Source organism: Aureimonas populi (genome assembly GCF_017815515.1).
In the GTDB taxonomy this organism is placed as follows: Bacteria; Pseudomonadota; Alphaproteobacteria; order Rhizobiales; family Rhizobiaceae; genus Aureimonas; species Aureimonas populi.
On sequence record NZ_CP072611.1, the window covers coordinates 2,255,787 to 2,275,730 of the forward strand.

The 19,944-nt window shown below is 68.6% G+C and carries 21 protein-coding genes, 1 tRNA gene and 1 riboswitch; of the genes, 16 read left to right on the top strand and 6 right to left on the bottom strand.

What is annotated here, in order from left to right; all coding sequences use genetic code 11:
- Positions 1 to 2: 2 nt before the first annotated feature.
- Positions 3 to 809: an SDR family oxidoreductase gene (locus J7654_RS10485; RefSeq protein WP_209735847.1), complete on the bottom strand. Its 807-nt coding sequence runs from the start codon at positions 807 to 809 to the stop codon at positions 3 to 5.
- Entirely contained in the window at positions 796 to 2,652 is a 1,857-nt protein-coding gene (locus J7654_RS10490) for a glycoside hydrolase family 15 protein (protein WP_245195461.1), read from the bottom strand. The genes J7654_RS10485 and J7654_RS10490 overlap by 14 nt, the downstream gene beginning before the upstream one ends.
- A gap of 175 nt (positions 2,653 to 2,827) precedes the next feature.
- Between J7654_RS10490 and J7654_RS10495 the strand changes: the two genes are divergently transcribed.
- From J7654_RS10495 to phoB, 8 genes are read left to right on the top strand one after another with little or no spacing between them, the layout of a single operon-like run.
- The gene (locus J7654_RS10495; RefSeq protein ID WP_209735849.1) at positions 2,828 to 3,868 is read left to right on the top strand and encodes a hypothetical protein; all 1,041 of its coding nucleotides are present in this window, start codon (positions 2,828 to 2,830) and stop codon (positions 3,866 to 3,868) included.
- 8 nt (positions 3,869 to 3,876) lie between these two features.
- Positions 3,877 to 5,121, top strand: a complete 1,245-nt coding sequence (locus J7654_RS10500) for an ATP-binding protein (RefSeq protein ID WP_209735851.1) — start codon at positions 3,877 to 3,879, stop codon at positions 5,119 to 5,121.
- 51 nt (positions 5,122 to 5,172) lie between these two features.
- Positions 5,173 to 6,237 carry a substrate-binding domain-containing protein gene (locus J7654_RS10505; RefSeq protein ID WP_377946332.1) on the top strand — a complete coding sequence of 355 codons (1,065 nt, stop codon included), beginning with the start codon at positions 5,173 to 5,175 and terminating at the stop codon, positions 6,235 to 6,237.
- A 25-nt stretch (positions 6,238 to 6,262) separates the two neighbouring features.
- Positions 6,263 to 7,750 (top strand): phosphate ABC transporter permease subunit PstC, encoded by a 1,488-nt coding sequence (gene pstC / locus J7654_RS10510; protein WP_209735853.1) that lies wholly within the window; start codon positions 6,263 to 6,265, stop codon positions 7,748 to 7,750.
- Positions 7,747 to 9,045, top strand: a complete 1,299-nt coding sequence (pstA, locus tag J7654_RS10515) for a phosphate ABC transporter permease PstA (protein ID WP_209735854.1) — start codon at positions 7,747 to 7,749, stop codon at positions 9,043 to 9,045. Before pstC ends, pstA begins: the two co-directional genes overlap by 4 nt.
- 15 nt (positions 9,046 to 9,060) lie before the next feature.
- Positions 9,061 to 9,840 (top strand): phosphate ABC transporter ATP-binding protein PstB, encoded by a 780-nt coding sequence (gene pstB, locus J7654_RS10520; protein ID WP_209735855.1) that lies wholly within the window; start codon positions 9,061 to 9,063, stop codon positions 9,838 to 9,840.
- Positions 9,841 to 9,853: 13 nt separating this feature from the next.
- On the top strand, positions 9,854 to 10,570 hold the full coding sequence (phoU, locus tag J7654_RS10525) for a phosphate signaling complex protein PhoU (RefSeq protein WP_209735856.1): 717 nt from the start codon (positions 9,854 to 9,856) through the stop codon (positions 10,568 to 10,570).
- A gap of 8 nt (positions 10,571 to 10,578) precedes the next feature.
- On the top strand, positions 10,579 to 11,292 hold the full coding sequence (phoB, locus tag J7654_RS10530; RefSeq protein ID WP_209735858.1) for a phosphate regulon transcriptional regulator PhoB: 714 nt from the start codon (positions 10,579 to 10,581) through the stop codon (positions 11,290 to 11,292).
- Between the two features lie 41 nt (positions 11,293 to 11,333).
- Here phoB and J7654_RS10535 read toward each other — a convergent pair whose 3' ends face one another.
- Positions 11,334 to 11,582 carry a DUF3297 family protein gene (locus J7654_RS10535; RefSeq protein WP_209735859.1) on the bottom strand — a complete coding sequence of 83 codons (249 nt, stop codon included), beginning with the start codon at positions 11,580 to 11,582 and terminating at the stop codon, positions 11,334 to 11,336.
- An 11-nt stretch (positions 11,583 to 11,593) separates the two neighbouring features.
- Positions 11,594 to 12,154 (bottom strand): GcrA family cell cycle regulator, encoded by a 561-nt coding sequence (locus tag J7654_RS10540; protein ID WP_209735862.1) that lies wholly within the window; start codon positions 12,152 to 12,154, stop codon positions 11,594 to 11,596.
- 387 nt (positions 12,155 to 12,541) lie between these two features.
- Here J7654_RS10540 and J7654_RS10545 point away from each other — a divergent pair, with 387 nt between their 5' ends.
- Genes J7654_RS10545 through J7654_RS10555 form a run of 3 tightly spaced genes read left to right on the top strand, consistent with a single transcriptional unit; the run spans position 12,542 to position 15,685 of the window.
- Positions 12,542 to 13,765, top strand: coding sequence for an aspartate aminotransferase family protein (locus J7654_RS10545; RefSeq protein WP_209735864.1), 1,224 nt, complete (start codon positions 12,542 to 12,544; stop codon positions 13,763 to 13,765).
- Positions 13,762 to 14,694 carry an ornithine carbamoyltransferase gene (gene argF, locus J7654_RS10550; RefSeq protein ID WP_209735866.1) on the top strand — a complete coding sequence of 311 codons (933 nt, stop codon included), beginning with the start codon at positions 13,762 to 13,764 and terminating at the stop codon, positions 14,692 to 14,694. The genes J7654_RS10545 and argF overlap by 4 nt, the downstream gene beginning before the upstream one ends.
- Complete coding sequence (locus tag J7654_RS10555) at positions 14,687 to 15,685, top strand: Hsp33 family molecular chaperone (RefSeq protein ID WP_209735868.1); 999 nt, start codon at positions 14,687 to 14,689, stop codon at positions 15,683 to 15,685. The genes argF and J7654_RS10555 overlap by 8 nt, the downstream gene beginning before the upstream one ends.
- On the opposite strand, the gene apaG is transcribed toward J7654_RS10555, so the two are convergent.
- Together apaG and J7654_RS10565 are read right to left on the bottom strand one after the other, a co-directional pair.
- A complete protein-coding gene (gene apaG / locus J7654_RS10560; protein WP_209735869.1) occupies positions 15,678 to 16,070 on the bottom strand; it encodes a Co2+/Mg2+ efflux protein ApaG in 393 nt (130 codons plus the stop codon). The genes J7654_RS10555 and apaG overlap by 8 nt on opposite strands.
- A 72-nt stretch (positions 16,071 to 16,142) precedes the next feature.
- On the bottom strand, positions 16,143 to 17,336 hold the full coding sequence (locus tag J7654_RS10565; RefSeq protein ID WP_209735870.1) for an O-succinylhomoserine sulfhydrylase: 1,194 nt from the start codon (positions 17,334 to 17,336) through the stop codon (positions 16,143 to 16,145).
- Positions 17,337 to 17,417: 81 nt separating this feature from the next.
- Positions 17,418 to 17,496: riboswitch (SAM riboswitch) on the bottom strand.
- Between the two features lie 88 nt (positions 17,497 to 17,584).
- Between J7654_RS10565 and J7654_RS10570 the strand changes: the two genes are divergently transcribed.
- The 5 genes from J7654_RS10570 to J7654_RS10590 all read left to right on the top strand — a co-directional run bounded on the left by J7654_RS10570 (position 17,585) and on the right by J7654_RS10590 (position 19,871).
- A complete protein-coding gene (locus tag J7654_RS10570; protein WP_209735872.1) occupies positions 17,585 to 18,670 on the top strand; it encodes a 2'-deoxycytidine 5'-triphosphate deaminase in 1,086 nt (361 codons plus the stop codon).
- Positions 18,671 to 18,703: 33 nt separating this feature from the next.
- Positions 18,704 to 18,973 carry an Rmf/CrpP family protein gene (locus J7654_RS10575; RefSeq protein ID WP_209735873.1) on the top strand — a complete coding sequence of 90 codons (270 nt, stop codon included), beginning with the start codon at positions 18,704 to 18,706 and terminating at the stop codon, positions 18,971 to 18,973.
- A gap of 84 nt (positions 18,974 to 19,057) precedes the next feature.
- The gene (locus J7654_RS10580) at positions 19,058 to 19,297 is read left to right on the top strand and encodes a hypothetical protein (protein ID WP_209735875.1); all 240 of its coding nucleotides are present in this window, start codon (positions 19,058 to 19,060) and stop codon (positions 19,295 to 19,297) included.
- Positions 19,298 to 19,397: 100 nt separating this feature from the next.
- Positions 19,398 to 19,472: transfer RNA gene (locus J7654_RS10585), tRNA-Gly, on the top strand.
- Positions 19,473 to 19,610: 138 nt separating this feature from the next.
- Complete coding sequence (locus tag J7654_RS10590; protein ID WP_209735877.1) at positions 19,611 to 19,871, top strand: GlsB/YeaQ/YmgE family stress response membrane protein; 261 nt, start codon at positions 19,611 to 19,613, stop codon at positions 19,869 to 19,871.
- Positions 19,872 to 19,944: the final 73 nt, after the last annotated feature.

Below are 19,944 nucleotides of genomic sequence, written 5' to 3' on the forward strand. Positions count from 1 at the left end.
TTCTAGCCGCCGCCGCGAAACTCCGGGTAGAGCGTCATCGCTCCGTCCACGAAGATCGTCTGGCCGACGATGTAGTCGGCCGCGTCGGAGGCGAGCCAGGCCACGCACCGCCCCACATCGGCCGGCTGCCCCACGCGCCCGTAGGGGATGAGCTTGAGCATCTCCCGCTCCCCTTCGCCCTCGCGGTCCTGCGCGTTGATGGCGGTGGCGATGGCGCCGGGCGCCACGGCGTTGACGCGGATCTTCTCGCACGCCACCTCCTGCGCCAGCGATTCCATCAGAAGCCTCATCCCGCCTTTGGAGGCCGCGTAATTGGCCCGGAAGGCCCAGGGAATGCGCTGGTGGACGGAAGAGTTGAAGATCAGCTTGCCACGCGACGCGCCAACGCTTTCCGTATTGCGCCGGAAGCGCCGGATCGCCTCGCGCCCGACGAGGAAAGCGCCGGTCAGGTTGGTGCCGATCACTGCGTTCCAGTCGTCCAGCGACATGTCCGCGATCGGCGCATCCTTCTGGATTCCGGCGTTCGAGACGACGATGTCGATCGGGCCGAGGCACCGTTCGGCCTCGTCGAACAGCGCCTGCACCTCCGCCTCGCTCGAGACGTCGGCCCGGATCGAGGCAGCCTCCCGGCCGAGCGCCTGCACGCCGCGCACCACCTCTCCAGCCTTCTCGGCGCTGCCGTGGTAGTTCACCGCCACATCCGCGCCCGCGCGCGCCAGCTCCTCGGCGATGGCGCGGCCGATGCCGGCGGAAGCGCCGGTGACGAGCGCGCGCTGCCCCGCCAGCGACAGCAGATCAGATGATGCCATCGGGGTCCTCCAGGATTCCGTAGGAGACATGCGTCGGCTCGTGCCGGTCGCCGTTCAGCGCGCGGTCGAGCCATATGGCGGCCGAGATCAGCGACAGATGCGTGAGCCCTTGCGGGAAGTTGCCCAGATGGTCTCCCGAGGTCGAGAGCTCCTCCGAATAAAGGCCGAGATGATTGGCGTAGGAGTGCAGCTTCTCGAACAGCAGCCGCGCCTCCGCCACGTAGCCGGTGCGCGCCAGCGCCTCGACATACCAGAAGGAGCAGATGGTGAAGGCGCCCTCCTGGCCCTCCAGCCCGTCCGGGTTCTCATCCGTGTTGTGGTAGCGCATGACGAGGCAGTCGTGCACGAGCGTTTCGCGCACCGCCTTGAGCGTGGAGGTCCACAAGGGATCGCGCGGGTTGATGAAGCGCACGAGCGGCATGAGCAGGACGATGGCGTCCAGCCCCTTGCCGCCCTTCACCTGCGTGAAGGCCCCGACCTCCTCGTTCCAGAATTCCTCCAGGATCGACTTCTGGATGAGGTCGCGCTGCGTGCGCCAGTGAACGATGTCGGCCGGCAGGGAATGGCGCACCGCGATCCGCAGGCCGCGGTCGAGCGCGACCCAGGACATCAGGCGCGAGGAGAGATATTCCTTGTCCTCGCCCCGGCTCTCCCAGATGCCGCGGTCGGGCAGTCGCCAGTTCCCGCAGAGCCAGTCGATGATGCCCGCGAGCTTCGTCCAGACGGAGTAGGAAGGTTTGCCCCGTGCGCGCGTCGCGATGTAGATCGCGTCCATCAGCTCGCCATAGATGTCCATCTGCCGCTGGCTGTAGGCGGCATTGCCGATGCGCACGGGACGCGAGCCCGCATAGCCGGAGAGATGGTCGAGCTCGGTTTCGGGAATCTCGCCCTGTCCCTCCATCGAGTACATGATCTGGAGATGGGGCGCCTCTTCCACGGCGCGCTCCATGAGGAAATGGATGAAGGCCTCCGCCTCGTCGAAATAGTTGAGCCTGGAAAGCGCGTAGAGCGTGAAGGCGGCATCACGCACCCAGCAGAAGCGGTAATCCCAGTTCCGCTCCCCGCCCAGCGTTTCGGGTAGGCCGAAGGTTCCGGCGGCGGCGATCGAGCCGTATTTGGCGGAAGTGAGGAGCTTGAGCGTCAGCGCCGAGCGCACGACAAGATCGCGCCAGTAGGTGGGGTAGCTGCCCCTGGCCACCCATTCGTGCCAGTAGTCGCTGGTGGCGCGGAAGGCGGTCGCCACGTAATCCTCGTTCACCTGCGGCTGCTCGGCCCGGCCGGGGCACAGGACGGCGTGGCAGGTCTCGTCCTCCTTCAGCGTCACCGTGGCATACAGGCCGTCGGCCTCGATGCGCATGGGCGCCGAGCAGTAGAAATAGACGCTCTCTCCCGGCTCGCCCCATGCGACCTTCACCCCGCCCTCCACGGCCTCGAAACGGGCCTCCTGGCGCGCGTAGTCGGGGCGCGGGCGAATGCAGAGCGAGAACGTGACCTCGCCCACGATGGCCTTGGCGCGGCGCACGATACGGCCCGAGCCATCAACCGGCATGAAGTCCGTCACCTCGCCGATATGGCCTTCGGCCAGGAAGCGGGTCAGGAGGATATTGGTGTCGGGCAGGTAGATCTGCTTGAGCTTGACGTCCGCCTCGCCCACCCAGAAGCGGAACTCGCCGCCCTTGTCCGGGTCGAGCAGGCGGGCGAACAAGGTCGGCGAATCGATGTCGGGATGGCAGAAGAAGTCGATCCGCCCGTCGTCGGAGACGAGGGCCAGCGTTCGCATGTCGCCGATGACGCCGTGGCGGGCGATCGGCGTGGGCACATCGGAGGGGGGGGGTTCGGCCATGAACTCGTCGGGAAAAGCGCGGGCGGGCAGGAGAGAATTGGGCGTGAGGGCGCGAAGGCAAGCCGACATGCGCGCCGACGGGCCGGGGGCGCTCCCTTGAGCGCGTCGCATTTGTTGCGTAGGCAAGGGGAAAGATGCCGCGCGGCAAGAGCCGCCGGCAGCCCCGGGAGTGGCGATGAACGCGATGGAACAGAGCTTGCGTCGGGCGCTGGAGGGCGGCGATCCGAGCGATCCCGCTTTCCGCCTGTCGATCTACGAAGCGTCGGCGCGCGCCATGGAGCGCACGCTGGCCAACCGTGAGCGCGACAGCGCGCGCGACTCCTATGAGAGCGAACGCCTCGTCCAGACCATCGAGAGCGTCGAGGCCGAATACGCCGCGCGCTACGGCAATTATGCCCTCGGCGAGGCCGGCGCGCCGGGCGGGGAGGCGGGCGAGCCGCCCCTGAACCCGGCCGCCGACCCGTTCGCCGAGCCCGACGAGATCCGGCATTCCCGCCCGCCCGCCAGCTTCGAGCCCGCCGACGCGAACCCGGCCGCCGATGAGGGGGCGCAGGAGGCCCTCTGGCGGCCGGGGAGCGAGCGGGGCCCGGCGCGCCGCCGTGCCGGGGCAGGCCACGTGTTGCTCGGCCTCCTGTTCCTTGTCGTCCTCTTCGGCCTTGCCGCCTACGCGCTCGGCTTCTTCGGCGCCTCGAGCGCGCCGCAGAGCGATGAGCCGGCGGTCGAAGGGCAGGCGGACCGCGGCGCGCCGGCGCGGGAGGAGGCCGCCGAGGCGCCGGCGAACGGCCTGTCCTGGATCGGCGTCTTCTCCGGCGGCGAGCTGGAGCAGCTTGCCGCGCCCGACGGCGCACGCATGGAAACGGTCGATGAAGCCGGCCGCGCGGCCGTTCGCCTGTCCGTCCTGCCCGAAACCGAGGCCGAGGTTCTGGTGTCCCTCGGGCCGGGCCTCGTCCAGCAGATCGCGGGCTCCACGGTGCGCATCGAGTTGATCGCCGGCTCGCCGGACGAGGAGCTGCGCGAGTTTTCCGTGCGCTGCGTCTTCGGCAGCGAGAGCGTCTGCGAGCGGCAGCGCTTCGCCACAGCCATGCCGGAGGAAGCCTTCGTCTTCGACGTGGCGGTGCCGGGCGGCGCGACCGGCCCGGCCAGCCTCGCGATCGGGCCCGGGCTGGCGGAGACGGGCGCGGTGGACCTTTATTCGGTCCGCATGCGCATTCTCTGACCCCCTCCATGCCGATGCGCTTCGTCCCCGCGCTGCTCCTGTCGGCGCTCGGACTTCTGGTCCTGGTTTCTCCCACGGCCGGCGCGCTGGCCGCGCTGGCCGCCGCCTTCCTGTTCGCGGTGCTGGCGTTCTTTCGAGGGGCGAGCGCGCCGCCGGTCCTGCGCTCGCGAGAGCGCGCGGGACGCACCGGGCGCGCGGAGGAGGCGCGCGCCGGCCTTGCGCTAGAGGCCCTGCGCGAACCCCTGTTCCTCGTGGATGCGGCGCTGGGGCATCAATTCTCGAACCAGGCCGCCCGCAGCGCCTTCGGCCGGCTCCTGCCGGGCGATCCGGTGGTGATGCGGTTTCGGGACCCGAAGGTGCTGGCGGCGGCCGAGGAGGCGCTGGCGAGCGGCGAGATGCGCGAGATCGACTATGTCGAACGCGGCGCCGAGGCCCGGTTCTGGTCGCTCTCCATCCTGCCTTTGAGGGCCGAGGACCAGCCGGTGGAGTCGCTGCTCCTGCACTTTCGCGACCGCTCCGGCGAGCATCGCGCCGAGCGAATGCGCACCGATTTCGTCGCCAATGCCAGCCATGAGCTGCGCACGCCGCTCTCCTCCATCGTCGGCTTCATCGAGACGCTGGAAGGCCCGGCCCGCGACGACGCACAGGCGCGCGCGCGCTTCCTCTCCATCATGCGCGACCAGGCCGGGCGCATGTCCCGCCTCATCGACGATCTGCTCTCCCTCTCGCGGATCGAGACGCGGCCCCGGCTGACGCCGCAGGACAGGGCGGACCTGGCGGAGGTGCTGCGCATCGTCGCGCGGCAGATGCAGCCGGTGGCGGCCGAGGCCGGCCTCGTCATCGAGCTGGAGGGGATCGAGAGCCACGCCCCGGTGCGGGGCGACATGGACGAGCTGGTGCGCGTCTTCTCCAATCTGGTGGAGAATGCCTGCCGCTACGCGCCGGGCGGCGAGCGGATCGTCGTCGGGCTGAAGGTCGGCGCGGCGGGGTTCGAGGCCTATGTGCGCGATTTCGGCCCCGGCATCGAGGCGCGCCACATTCCCCGCCTCACGGAGCGCTTCTACCGCGTGGAGGAGGGCAGTGCGCTCTCCTTCAAGGGCACGGGCCTCGGCCTGTCCATCGTGCGCAACATTCTCGTCCGGCACGGAACGCGGCTCTCCATCCGCTCCGTTCCGGGGGAAGGGTCGGTCTTTTCCGTCGCACTGCGCCGCGCGATCGATGACGGGAATGAGAAAACGCAGCACTCTCAGTGAGATGCGTTGTCATAAAGCTGAAACCTCGCAGCCCTATAGGATCGGCCCATGATGTTGTTCGCGACCTCGGCGCGTTTGCGCAGGCTCCAGATGGCGGCGGCCCTGTCCGCCTGTGTCGCGGGCGGGCCCGCGTCCGCGCAGCTATCCGAGCCGATCCAGGTCGCCGGTTCCTCCACCGTGCTTCCCTATTCGCAGATCGTGGCGGAGAATTTCCGGGAGGTCTTCCCGGCCTTCCGCACCCCCATCGTGGAATCGGGCGGCACGGGCGGCGGGTTCACCCAGTTCTGCGCCGGCATCGGCTCCTCCACCATCGATATCGCCAACGCCTCGCGGCCCATCACGGAAAACGAGAAGCGGGCCTGCGCCGCCTCGGGTGTGACGGAAATCCAGGAAGTGCGCTTCGGCTATGACGGCATCGTCTTCGCCTCCGCCGCCCGCGGCGCGGCCTTCGAGCTCACCCCGCGCATCGTCTTCCAGGCGTTGGCGGCCCGCGTCGTGGTCGAGGGGCGGCTGGTCGACAATCCGTACACCCGCTGGTCGCAGATCGACCCAGCGCTGCCCGACCAGCCCATCGCCGCCTTCATCCCGGCCGAGAACCACGGCACGCGGGAAGTGTTCGACGAGACCCTGCTGGAGCCCGGCTGCGAGGCCAGCGGTGCGCTGGAGGCCTTGCTGGCGAGCGGCCTCGACCCTTCGGCTGCCGAGGATGCCTGCCTCCAGGTGCGGCGTGGCGGTTTCGTGGCCGACGTCTCGGGCGACTACACCGAGACGCTCTCGCGCATTGAGGCCAATCCGCAGGCCATCGGCGTCTTCGGCCTCGCCTTCTACGAGCAGAACCAGGACCGGCTGCGCGTGGCGAGCGTCGATGGCGTGGTGCCCTCGGTGGAGACGATCTCGGCCGGGGAATACGTCGTGTCGCGGCCGCTCTTCTTCTACGTCAAGAGCGCGCATGTCGGGATCATTCCGGGCCTGAAGGAGTTCGTGGACTTCTTCCTCGACGACCAGATGATCGGCCCGGATGGGCCGCTCGCGCGCTACGGCCTCGTTCCCGCCCCGGACGAGGAACGCGCCGCATACCGGGCCGGGTTCTCGGCCCGCACGCTTCTGGCTCTGTAAACAGGCCCCGCCGCAGGAAGAAACGATGCAGAGTTCGACCCTCGTCCTGATCGTCCTGGCGATCGCCGCGTTGAGCGCCTTCGGGGCGGCCCGCCGCTCGCGCGCCGTGGCGGCTGCGGGGGGAGGGGCGCGGCTGCATTCGCGGCCCGTCTACCACGGCGCCTATGCGGCCTGCCTCGCTGCCGTGCCGGCGCTCCTGCTGTTGGCCCTGTGGCTCGCCATCTCGCCGGCGGTGGTCTCGGGGCTGGTCCGCGAGACCTTCCCGGAGGATCTGGGGCCGCAGCTCTCCGCCTTTCCGGGACTCACCGAGGGCATCGTGGACGCGCTGTCGCGCGGCATCCGCTCCCTGCCGGCGGCCGAGCAGGCGGGCGTTACGGCCATGGGCATCGCCGAGCTGGGCCCCGCCCTGCAGCGGCGCGGCTTTCCCATCGCCGCCGCCGCGCAGGACTTCATGATCGGCTCCGCGACGGCGCGCATCGCGGCGGAGGACACGAGCCGGCAGGCCATGAGCGTGGCCGTCCTCGTACTGTCGCTGGCCGGCGCGGCCATCGGCGTTGCCGGCGTGAAGCTGCGGCTGAAGGCGCGCGACCGGGTGGAGGGCATCGTTCGCGCCTTCCTTATCCTGTGCTCCTCGCTCGCCATCCTCACCACGGTGGGCATCGTCTTCTCCATGCTGTTCCAGGCCATGGACTTCTTCTCCATGGTGCCGATCGGCGAGTTCCTCTTCGGCACGGTGTGGGACCCGCGCTTCGCCTCCGCCGGCTCCACGGCGGCGGGGCAGTTCGGCCTCGTCCCGCTTCTGGCCGGCACGCTCTACATCGCGCTTGTCGCCATGCTCTTCGCCGTGCCCATCGGCCTCTTCGCCGCCATCTACATGGCCGAATATGCGGGGCCGCGAACGCGCTCGCTCGTCAAGCCGCTGCTGGAGGTGCTGGCCGGCATCCCCACCATCGTCTACGGCTTCTTCGCGCTCATCACCGTCGGGCCCCTGCTTCGCGACCTCTCCGGCCAACTGAACGGGCTCCTCACGGGCAGCTACGCGACCTTCATTCAGGCGCAGTCGGTGCTCACGGCCGGCATCGTCATGGGCATCATGCTGATCCCCTTCGTCTCCTCGCTGTCCGACGACGTGATCACCGCCGTGCCGCGCTCGCTGCGCGACGGTTCGCTGGGCCTTGGCGCGACACGCTCGGAAACGGTGAAGAAGGTGGTGCTGCCCGCTGCGCTGCCCGGCATCGTCTCCGCGCTTCTGCTCACCGCCTCCCGCGCCATCGGCGAGACGATGATCGTGGTGCTCGCCGCCGGCATCGCGGCCAACATCACCATCAACCCCTTCGAGGCGATGACCACCGTGACGGTGAAGATCGTCAGCCAGCTCACCGGCGACATCGACTTCACCTCGCCGCAGAGCCTCGTCGCGTTCGCGCTCGGCCTCACGCTCTTCGTCATCACCTTGGCGCTGAACGTCTTCGCCCTCTACATCGTGCGCAAGTACCGGGAGCAATACGAATGAGCCGGACCCTCTCGAAAGCTCCCCCGCGCCGCGACATCGGCATCAGGCGCCGCTATGCTGCCGAGCGCCGCTTCAAGGCGTACGGCATCGCGGCGGTGGCCACCGGCCTGTTCTTCCTGGCCTGGCTGCTGTTCACCGTGGTGGGGCAGGGCTACACGGCCTTCTGGCAGACCCAGCTTCGTCTGCCCGTGACCTTCTCCGCCGAGGTGCTGGACCCGCAGGGAACCGGCGCGCCGGAGCCAGCCGCCCTGATGCGCGCGGACTATCCGCGCCTTGCCCGCGAGGCGATGGTGACGCGGCTGGGCATCGACGGGCAGGACCGCGCGGTGGCCGGCGAGGCCGGCGGCCTCGTCTCGGACGGCGTGCGCACGCTCCTGCGCGACATTGTGATGGACGACCCCTCCGTCATCGGTACCACGCAGGAGGTCTGGCTGCCCGCCCGCTCGACGGTGGACTCGGCCGTCAAGGGCCAGTTCGACCTGACGGTGGAGGAGAGCCGGCGCCCGCTGAACGACCGGCAGCTCGGCTGGATCGAGGAGCTTTCGGCCTCGGGCGACCTGTCCCAGCGCTTCAACACCGGCTTCTTCACCTTCGGCGCCTCCTCCCGCGCCGAGACGGCAGGGGTGGGCGTGGCCATCGTCGGCTCCTTCACGATGATGGCGATCGTGCTGGCGCTGGCGCTGCCCATCGGCGTGGCGGCCTCGATCTATCTGGAGGAGTTCGCGCCGAGGAACCGCTTCACCGATCTCATCGAGGTGAACATCAACAATCTGGCGGCGGTGCCCTCCATCGTCTTCGGCCTTCTGGGCCTTGCCATCTTCATCAATTTCTTCGGCCTGCCACGCTCGGCCGCGCTCGTCGGCGGGCTGGTGCTGACGCTGATGACGCTGCCCACGATCATCATCGCCACGCGCGCGGCGCTGCGGGCCGTCCCGCCCTCGATCCGCGCCGCCGCGCTGGGCCTTGGCGCATCGAAGAACCAGATGGTCTTCCACCACGTTCTGCCGCTGGCCGCGCCCGGCATCCTGACCGGCACGATCATCGGCCTCGCGCAGGCGCTGGGCGAGACCGCGCCGCTGCTGCTCATCGGCATGGTCGCCTTCGTCGCCGACTATCCGGGCGGGCCGATGAACCCCTCCACCGCGCTGCCGGTGCAGATCTTCATGTGGGCCAACGAGGCCGACCGCGCCTTCGTGGAGCGGACCTCGGGCGCCATCATCGTCCTCCTCCTCTTCCTCGCCGCGATGAACGTCGCGGCCGTCCTCCTGCGCCGCCGCTTCGAGCGGCGCTGGTAGAAAGGCACCCGATCCATGGACCAGACCGTGCCCCTCGCGCCGATGAAGATGCGCGGCAAAGGCGTCAGCGTATTCTACGGGGAGAAGCAGGCGCTCCACGGCGTCGACCTCGACGTGCCGGAGCGGCAGGTGACGGCGCTGATCGGCCCCTCCGGCTGCGGCAAGTCCACCTTCCTGCGCTGCCTGAACCGGATGAACGACACGGTGGAAGGCGCGCGCGTGGAGGGCGACATCACGCTCGACGGCGAGGACATCTATGCGCCCGAGCTCGACGTGGTGGAGCTGCGCGCGCGGGTGGGCATGGTGTTCCAGAAGCCCAACCCCTTCCCCAAGTCGATCTTCGACAATGTCGCCTACGGGCCGCGCATCCACGGCCTGGCCAGGGGCAAGGCGGAGCTGGAGGAGATCGTCGCCTCGAGCCTGAAGCGCGCCGGCTTGTTCGAGGAGGTGAAGGACCGGCTGCACGACGCGGGCACCGGCCTGTCCGGCGGCCAGCAGCAGCGGCTGTGCATCGCCCGCGCCATCGCCGTCTCGCCGGAGGTGATCCTGATGGACGAGCCCTGCTCTGCGCTCGACCCCATCGCCACGGCGACGGTGGAAGCCCTGATCGACGAGCTCAAGCAGAATTATACGATCGTCATCGTCACCCACTCCATGCAGCAGGCGGCGCGTGTTTCGCAGCAGACCGCGATGTTCCATCTCGGCAGGATCGTTGAGGTCGGCCCCACGGAGAAGATGTTCCAGAACCCGGACGACAAGCGCACGCGCGACTACGTCACCGGGCGCTTCGGCTGATTGGAGGAAGAACATGGTCGGTCATATCTCATCCACCTACGACGACGAGCTGAAGTCGATCCTGCGCCGGATCTCCGAAATGGGCGGGCAGGCCGAGCGCATCGTCGCGCGCGCGGTGGAAACGCTGATGCGCAGCGACGCGGAGGGCGCGCAGGCGGTGGTGAAGGAGGACAAGCTCCTCGACGCCGCCCAGCGCGAGCTGGACGAATATGCCATCCGCACCATCGCCAAGCGCCAGCCCATGGCGCAGGACCTGCGCGAGATCGTGGGCGCCATCCGCATCTCCAACGACCTGGAGCGCATCGGGGACCTGGGCAAGAACATCGCCAAGCGCGTCATCGCCATCCACGAGCACAAGCAGCCGGTGAAGCTGACCCGGGGGCTGGAGCACCTCTCGGAGCTGGCGCTGGAGCAGTTGAAGGACGTGCTCGACGCCTATGCGGTGCGCGACGAGAGCCGGGCGGAGAGGGTGCGGGCGCGAGACGAGGAGATCGACGCGATGTACACCTCGATCTTCCGCGAGCTTCTGACCTATATGATGGAGGACCCGCGCAACATCACCGCCTGCACGCATCTTCTGTTCTCGGCCAAGAACATCGAGCGGATCGGCGACCACGCCACCAACATCGCCGAGACGATCTACTACATCAAGACGGGGCACCAGATGGAGCTGGACCGGCCGAAGGACGACCGCACCCACGCCATCGTCGCGCCGGTCAAGAGCGACTGAGGCCGGCGATGGGCGCGCGCGTCACGGTGGTGGAAGACGAGGAGGCGCTCGGCATCCTCCTTCGCTACAATCTGGAGGCCGAGGGATACGAGGTGGAGGTCATCGCGCGCGGCGACGAGGCCGATATCCGCCTGCGCGAGGAGATGCCCGATCTCCTGATCCTCGACTGGATGCTGCCGGGCCTGTCGGGCGTCGAGCTTTGCCGGCGCCTGCGTATGCGGCCCGAGACACAGCGCCTGCCGATCATCCTGCTCACCGCGCGCGGCGAGGAGAGCGAGCGCGTGCAGGGGCTGGCGGTGGGGGCGGACGACTATGTCGTCAAGCCGTTCTCCACGCCCGAGCTGATGGCCCGCGTGCGCGCCATGCTGCGGCGCGCGAGCCCGGAGCGCATCTCGACGAGGCTGGGCGCCGGCGACCTGGAGCTGGACCGCGAAACGCACCGGGTGCGCCGGGCGGGGCGGGAGGTGAAGCTCGGCCCCACCGAGTTCCGCCTGCTGGAGTTCCTCCTCCAGGCGCCCGGCCGCGTCTTCTCCCGCGAGCAGCTTCTGGACGGGGTCTGGGGGCGGGACGTCTATGTGGACGAGCGGACCGTGGACGTCCATGTCGGGCGGCTGCGCCGGGCGATCAATCGCGGCAACCGGCCGGACCCGATCCGCACCGTGCGCGGTGCGGGCTACTCGCTGGACGAAACCTTCACCGGCGGCGCGTCAAGGCGCGCCTGATAAGAAAAAGGCGGCTCGCGCCGCCTTTTTCTTCAGCAGCCTCAGGCTTCGCCTTCGTCCTTCAGGAAGGGCTCGACCTCGCCCTTCAGCTTGATCGTCAGCGGCTTGCCCTTGCGGTCCAGCGTCTTGCCGGCCGCCACGCGCACCCAGCCTTCGCTGACGCAATATTCCTCGACATTGGTCTTCTCGACACCCTTGAAGCGGATGCCGATGCCGCGCGCGAGCAGCGCCTCGTCGTGGAACGGGCTGTCGGGATCGACCGAGAGGCGGTCGGGCAGCGTCTGGCTCATCGCCGCCTCGCTCAACGCACGCGCCGGCGCTCGGACACCGGCTGGAAGGCGATGCGGGCGTGATACTGGCAATAGGGCGAGGCATCGCCCGAGTGGTTGCCGCAGAAGCGGAAGTCCGGCGAAAGTGGGTCGCCCAGCGGCCACTTGCAGGTGCGCTCCGAGAGCTGGACGAGGGTGAGGTTGCGCGAGATGGGCACGATCTCGGCGCTGCGCGGCTCCTCGTGCAACTCGGGCGCGGCGACGACCTCTTCCTCCTCTTCCATCTTCAGCGCGGTCGCGCCCACGGCGCGCGCCATCGGCTGGCGGGCAACGGCGCTCTGCGAGGAGACGACGAGGCGGGGCGCCTCGGCGAGGATGCGCGGAGCCTCGGCCGGCTTGGCGCGCACCTCGACCACGGTCTCCTCGGCCACGGCCGGCACCGTCTTGATGCGGCTTTCGAGCTTGAGACGATGGACCTTGCCGATCACCGCATTGCGCGTCACCCCACCGAGTTCGCCGGCGATCTGGCTGGCGCTGTGGCCTTCCGACCAGCGCTTCTTCAACAATTCGATGCGTTCATCCGTCCAGCTCATTTGCGGGAGGCTCCTCGTTTCGGCTATCGCGCGGACGTTTGAATCCAATAACGTTCCCGGAGGGGAAATCCGGGTCGCGCACCATATGTGGGTGATATCTAGGGTTCGCCGCACGAAATCTAGTATGTGGGGGAGAAGTTACCTTATGGTGCGACTCGCTGACAAGAGTCGCGCACCCTCCGGCGAATCGTTTTTGTCTTTATCCCCAGCTTGCGCGGGCCTTGCGCCGTGCGCGAAGCGGGTGGCCGGCAGCTTCGTTGACAATCGCTGCGCCGGGCATGGTATATTGTTCCCTTCGATGTTCGAAGCAAAGGAAAGCCTGCCCGTGGCAGGCTTCGTTCGTTTAAAGAGCCCTCCCTCCCGCTTGGTAAGAAGCGAAACCCAGCCATGGCCTCTGCCGATCAGACCCTTTCTCCCCTCTATGCCACCTATGCGCGCGCCGACCTGCGCTTCGAGCGAGGCGAGGGCGTGTGGCTGGAGACGCAGGACGGGCGGCGCTTCCTGGATTTCGGCGGCGGCGTGGCCGTCAATTCGCTCGGCCATGCCCATCCGCATCTCGTGGAGGCGCTGAAGAGCCAGGCCGAGAAGCTCTGGCACGTCTCGAACCTCTACGAGATTCCCGGCCAGGCGCGGCTCGCGCAGCGGCTGGTTGAGGCCAGCTTCGCCGACCGCGCCTTCTTCACCAATTCGGGGGCGGAGGCGCTGGAATGCGCCATCAAGACGGCGCGCCGCTGGCATTATGTGAACGGCCGGCCGGAGCGCTTCACGATCCTCACCTTCGAGGGCGCCTTCCATGGCCGCACGCTCGCCACCATCGCGGCCGGCGGGCAGAAGAAGTATCTGGAAGGCTTCGGCCCCAAGGTGGAAGGCTTCGAGCAGCTTCCCTTCGGCGATATCGAGGCGGTGAAGGCCGCGATCGGCCCGCAGACGGCGGCGATCCTGATCGAGCCGATCCAGGGGGAGGGCGGCATCCGCGTCGTCCCGGCCGAGTTCCTGCGCGCCTTGCGGGCTTTGTGCGACGAGCACGGCCTGCTGCTGGTCTTCGACGAGGTGCAGACCGGCGTGGGGCGCACGGGGCGCTTCTACGCCTATGAGAATTCCGGCGTTGAGCCCGATATCCTCGCCTCCGCCAAGGGCATCGGCGGCGGCTTTCCGCTGGGCGTGTGCCTGGCCACGGAGGACGCCGCGCGCGGCATGACCGGCGGCACGCATGGCAGCACCTATGGCGGCAATCCGCTCGCCATGGCGGTCGGCAACGCGGTGCTGGACGTCGTGCTGGAGGAGGGGTTCCTGACCCATGTGCGCGACATGGCGCTGCTTTTCCGGCAGAGCCTGGAAGGCCTGAAGGACCGCTATCCCGACGTGATCGAGGAAATCCGCGGCGAGGGCCTCCTGCTCGGCATCAAGGCCAGGGTGCCGAACGCGGATCTCCTCATGTCGATGCGCGATAAGGGGCTGCTGGGCGTGCCGGCCGGCGACAATGTGGTACGCCTCCTGCCGCCGCTGATCGTCTCCGCGCAGGAGGTGCGCGAGGGCATGGCGCGGCTGGAGTCGGCGCTGGCCGCACTCTCCGTCTCGGGCGCCGCGATCGCGCGGGACGACGCGGCATGAGCGGGGACGCGAGCTTGCGGCATTTCCTGGACCTCTCGGCGGTGGACCGCCGGGATCTTCGCGCCATCCTCGAGGACGCCAAGGCCCGCAAGGCCGCCGGGCGCGCCGGCGCGCGCCCGCTGGAGGGGCGGGTGCTGGCGATGATCTTCGAGAAGCCCTCCACGCGCACGCGCGTGTCGTTCGACGTCGCCATGCGCCAGCTCGGCGGCGAGACGCTGTTTCTCTCTGGCGCCGAGATGCAGCTCGGCCGCTCCGAGACCATCGCCGACACCGCGCGCGTCCTCTCGCGCTATGTCGACGCGATCATGATCCGCACCACCGAGCATCTGCGCCTTCTGGAACTGGCCGAGGCCGCCACGGTGCCCGTGGTCAACGCCCTGACGGACGACACCCATCCCTGCCAGATCATGGCCGACCTGCTCACCTTCGAGGAGCATCGCGGCCCCGTGGCGGGCAAGACCTTCGCCTGGACGGGTGACGGCAACAACGTGCTCAATTCCTTCATCGAGGCGGCCTCCCGCTTCGACTTCTCCCTGCGCATCGCCACGCCCGAGGGCTCCGAGCCCGCCGGCCTCTACGTGCAGAAGGCGCTGGAGGAGGGGGCCTCGATCCTCATCACCCAGGACCCGCAGGAAGCGGTGGAGGGCGCCGACTGCGTCGTCACCGACACCTGGGTTTCCATGGGGCGCGAGGAGGAGGCGCGGGGCCACAACGTGTTCGTGCCCTATCAGGTCAACGAGGCGCTGATGGCGCGCGCCCGGCCCGACGCGCTCTTCATGCACTGCCTGCCCGCCCATCGCGGCGAGGAGGTGACGGATGCGGTGATCGACGGGCCGCAATCGGTGGTCTTCGACGAGGCCGAGAACAGGCTTCACGCGCAGAAGGCCGTTCTGGCCTGGATGTTCGGCGAGGTCCGCGCGCATGGATGACGACATGCCGGGCCTCGGCGAATTCGGCTTCGCGGGCGACGACGCCGTGGTGCCCTTCCAGGTGGAGGCGCTCGACGCACGCGGCCGGGCGGTGCAGCTCGGCGCCATGGTGGACGCCATCCTCGCGCGCCACGACTATCCGGAGCCGGTCTCGCGCCTTCTGGCGGAAATGATCGCGCTGACGGTGCTTCTGGGAACCTCGCTCAAGTTCGACGGCCGCTTCACCGCGCAGACGCAGACGGACGGGCCGGTCGATCTCCTCGTGGTGGATTTCTCCACGCCCTCCTCGGTGCGCGCCTATGCGCGCTTCGATGCCGAGCGCCTGGCCGAGGCGCAGGAGGCGAAGCGCACGGACCCCGAGAACCTCCTGGGCAAGGGCACGCTGGCGCTTACCGTCGACCAGGGCGCCAACATGCAGCGCTACCAGGGCATCGTGCCGCTCGACGGCTCGACGCTGGAGGCGGTGGCCGAATCCTATTTCCGCCAGTCCGAGCAGATTCCCACGGCCGTTCGCCTCGCCGTGGCGCGGATCGCCCGCCGGCGCGAGGGCGGCGGGTTCGAGGAAAGCTGGCGCGCCGGCGGCCTCGTCGCGCAGTTCCTGCCCCAGGCGCCCGAGCGGATGCGCATGCCCGATCTGCCGGGCGGCGACGCGCCGGAGGGCCTGGAGGAGTTCACGCTCGAACCCGACGATGCCTGGACCGAAACCCGCGCCCTGGTGGATACGGTCGAGCCGGCGGAACTGGCCGACCCGGACGTGGGGGTGGAGCGCCTCCTGTTCCGCCTGTTCCACGAACGCGGCGTGCGGGTGTTTCCCGCAACGCCGGTGATCGACGATTGCACGTGCTCCCGCGAGCGGATCGGCGAAGTCCTGTCCAGCTTCTCGGCCGAGGAGATCGAGGACTCCACCACCGACGGACGCATCGAGGTGGTTTGCGAGTTCTGCTCGAAAACCTACGAGTTCTCGCCGGACGAGTTCAAGAAGCTCAATTGAGAACGCGCGGCTGCGCCGGCGCGTCGAGCGAGAAGGCCGGCACGCAGGCGTCAAACGCGTGGCCGTCCTCGCACTCCATGCGAAAATGGCCGCGCATGATGCCCGAGGGCGTGCCCAACGGGCAGCCGGAGGTGTAGGTGAAGCTGTCGCCCGGCGCCAGCACCGGCTCCTCTCCTACCACGCCGATGCCGCGCACCTCCTCCACATGGCCGCTCTCGTCCATGATGTGCCAATAGCGCGAGCGAAGCTGCACGGTCCTGTCGGAGCCGTTGGCGATCTCGATCGTATAGGCGAACACCCAGCGCCGCTCCTCCGGCGAGGACCGGTCCTTCAGGAAGCTCGGCGTCACGCTGATCGTGATGCCCTCGGTGGTTTCTTGGTACATGATCGTCCGACAGGCAGGAGGAGCGGGGCATTCCACCCTGAAGTGGGACGCCCCTCGGCTGTTGCAAGCGGTTCAGGCCGCCGCCAGCGCCGCGTCCACGTCCTCCATCAGGTCCTCGATGTCCTCGATGCCCGCCGAGAACCGCAGGAGCCCGTCGCTGATGCCGAGTTCGGCGCGGGCCTCCGGTGCGAGATTCTTGTGCGTCGTCGTCGCCGGATGGGTGATGAGGCTCTTGGCGTCGCCCAGATTGTTGGTGATCTTCACCACCTGGAGCGCGTCGCAGAAGCGGAATGCCGCCGCCTTGCCGCCTTTTACCTCGAAGGCCAGAAGCGTCGACCCGCCCGTCATCTGGCGCGCGATGACGGCGGCGTCCGGGTGGTCGGCCCGGCCGGGATAGAGAATGCGCGAAACCTTGGGCGACTGCGCCAGATGGTCGGCCAGCCGCGCCGCGTTCGCGGTCTGGCACGCCACGCGCAACGGCAGCGTCTCCAGGCCCTTCAGGAGTACCCAGGCGTTGAAGGGCGAGAGCGAGGGGCCCGTATGGCGGAAAAAATCGTGCAGGTTCTCGTCGATCCATTCCTTGGAGGAAAGGATGACGCCGCCGAGGCACCGGCCCTGTCCGTCGATATGCTTGGTGGCCGAATAGACGACGACGTCGGCGCCCAGTTGCAGGGGCTTTTGCTGGAGCGGCGTGGCGAAGACGTTGTCCACCACCAGCTTGGCCCCGGCTGCATGGGCGATCTCGGCGACGGCGGCGATGTCGATCACCTCCAGCGTCGGATTGGTCGGACTCTCCATGAAGAAGAGCTTCGTTTCGGGCCGCACAGCCGCGCGCCATGCCTCGAGGTCGCGGCCGTTGACCAGCGTGCACGCCACCCCGGCCCGCCCGAGCACCGTTTCCAGGATGTAGCGACACGAGCCGAAGAGGGCGAGCGCGGCCACCACGTGGTCGCCGGCCTTCACCGAGCACTGGAGCGCGGCCCACACGGCGGCCATGCCCGACGCCGTGGCGCGCGCGTCTCCGGCGCCCTCCAGCGCCATCATCCGCTCCTCGAACATGCGGGTGGTGGGGTTGGAGTAGCGCGAATAGATGAAGCCGTCGTCCTCGCCCTTGAAGCGCGCCTCGGCGGCGGCCGCCGTGTCGTAGGCGAAGCCCTGCGTCAGGAAGAGCGCCTCGGACATCTCGCCGAAGCCCGAGCGCATGGTGCCGGCATGGACCAGTTGCGTTGCGGGGCGCAGCCGTCTTGGCTCTTGCGTCTTCGACATCTCTCGCTCTTCTCCTGCTCATGGGCCGCGAGGCACAAAAAAAACCGGCTCTTGCACGTCGCAAAGCCGGTCCGCGGACGTATTCGCCCCGCATCGGCCCCTTTAGCGACTTGTTTAACGTGGCTGCAAGCCGGCCGGCCAAATCACCACGGGAACGGTGCCGAAAATAGCCCCCTGATGGACTGCGGTCAATTCTCTGCTAAGAGCGCTGGAAAGCCGGGGGACGCAGCGATGGGGAACAGCGCAACATGAGGCAAGGCATCCTGCCGGATCGGGATATCGCGGCGCTGTTCGAGGCGGGCGCGATCGCGAGCGCGCGCGCGCTCGACGAGGACCAGATCCAGCCCGCCAGCCTCGACCTGCGCCTGGGGCCCACGGCCTACCGGGTGCGCGCAAGCTTCCTGCCCGGCCCCCGGCGCAGCGTGTCGCAGACGCTGGAGCGCTTCTCGCTGCACCAGTTCGACCTGTCGGAAGGGGCGGTCCTGGAAACGGGCTGCGTCTACATCGTGCCGCTGATGGAGAGCTTCGCGCTGCCGCAAGGCGTGCGGGCAGCGGCCAACCCGAAATCCTCCACCGGCCGCCTCGACATCTTCACCCGCATCATCGCCGACCATGGCCAGGAGTTCGACAAGATTCCGGCCGGCTATCGCGGCCCGCTCTTCATCGAGATCTCGCCGCGCACCTTCCCGGTGCTGGTGCGCACCGGCTCGCGCCTCTCGCAGATACGCTTCCGGGAAGGCAAGGCGCAGCTCACCGGCGAGGAGCTGGCGGGGCTGAACGCGGCCGAGCGGCTGACCAGCGCGGCCGACGCCAATATTTCCGGCGGCGGTATCGCGCTGTCGGTCGATCTCAACGGCGACGAGCAGGGGCTCGTCGGCTATCGCGGCAAGCGCCATACCGGCGTGGTGGATGTGGACCGGCGCGAGGCCCACAGGGTGGCCGAGTTCTGGGAGCCCATCCACCGCTCCGGGTCGGGTGAGCTCGTGCTGGACCCCAACGAGTTCTATATCCTCGTGTCCGAGGAGGCGGTGCACGTGCCGCCGCGCTTCGCGGCCGAAATGACGCCCTTCGACCCGCTCGTGGGCGAGTTCCGCGTCCATTATGCGGGCTTCTTCGATCCGGGCTTCGGCCATTCGGCGGCGGGCGGCACGGGCAGCCGCGCCGTGCTGGAGGTGCGCAGCCACGAGGTGCCCTTCATCCTGGAGCACGGCCAGATCGTCGGCCGGCTCATCTACGAGCGCATGGCGGCCGAGCCCGGCCGGCTCTACGGCGCCGACCTCAGGTCGAACTACCAGGCCCAGCGGCTGAAGCTTTCCAAGCACTTCCTCCCCTGATGGAACATCGCGCGCCCGGCCGGATTCCCGGTGATGGCAAGATCACCGACCGTTCAGACCGTCTTCAAGGAAGGCAAGGACGCGCATGAGCGCGGCCTGCTGCGTTCGCAGGTGCCCTACAAGAGGGGCTCGGCGCGCCGTGACGAGTGGCTGCTGGGCTGGGATGTCGTCCTGAAGGCGCGGCAGGGGCAGACTGGCCAGTTGCGCGCAAGGGCGGACGCGGTTCCGCTCGACGCGCCCGAGCTGGCCGACGACCGGTCCGAGGACGCCGGAATCCTCGGCGACCTGCCCAGGCAAAACTGAGCGCGTTCCGCTTTTCTGCTGTTTTCACCGCCGGGCAGGATCGGGATGGCCCCCATCCCGTTGCCATGGAAACAGGAGCCTTCGATGACCCTCACCGACAAAGCCCTCTCCATCCTCGCCTTCGCGGCCTATCATGCACTGGCCAGCGGCGAGAAGGTGCGCGACGTGACCCTGGCCGACGGCGCCGGGCACCGGGCCGACCCGCAAGGGGTGGACGAGCTGAAGGATGCCGGCCTCCTGACGGTGGAGGGCGATCGCGGCCGCCTGACCGAGGAAGGCGAGGCTACGCTCGATCGCGTGCTGGGCGCGATCCGCGCGACATGAGGCCGCGCGGGCGCCCGTTGGCGCCGTCTCGGCCGGATACGAAAGGGCTTCGATTCCACTTGCGCTCCAAACGCCCGTTCGTTACGGCTTGATACGGAGCGCGGGTGTAGTTCAGCGGTAGAACGCCAGCTTCCCAAGCTGGATGTCGTGGGTTCGATCCCCATCGCCCGCTCCAATCCTCCAGAGCTTTCATTCCTCTCTCGCCCTTCGGCGAAAATCCGTCCGCCGGGGGCCGGGAAAGCGGATTTTGGCCTTGATATGACGGTGAATGCTGCAATCTTCCGGGCGTAACGCGTGCAAACAGGAGAATGACATGGACGGAGTAGGCTGGATCGGGGCGATCATCATCGGCGGGCTGGCCGGGTGGTTCGCGACCATGTTCATGAAGAGCGATACCGGCGTCTTCCTGAACATCATTCTCGGGATCGTCGGCGCATCGGTCGCAAGCTTTCTGTTCGGCTTGCTCGGCGTTTCCTTCGGAGGGTGGCTCGGCTACCTGATCGCCGGCTTCATCGGCGCCTGCATCCTGATCGCCATCGCCCGCGCCGTCCGGGGCCGGTCCGTCAGGCACTGAGCATGTCCGGCGCCGCGCGGGCCCGCTCGTCGGCCCGCGCGGCGAGTGGCGTGCGTTGCACCCCGGTGCCGGC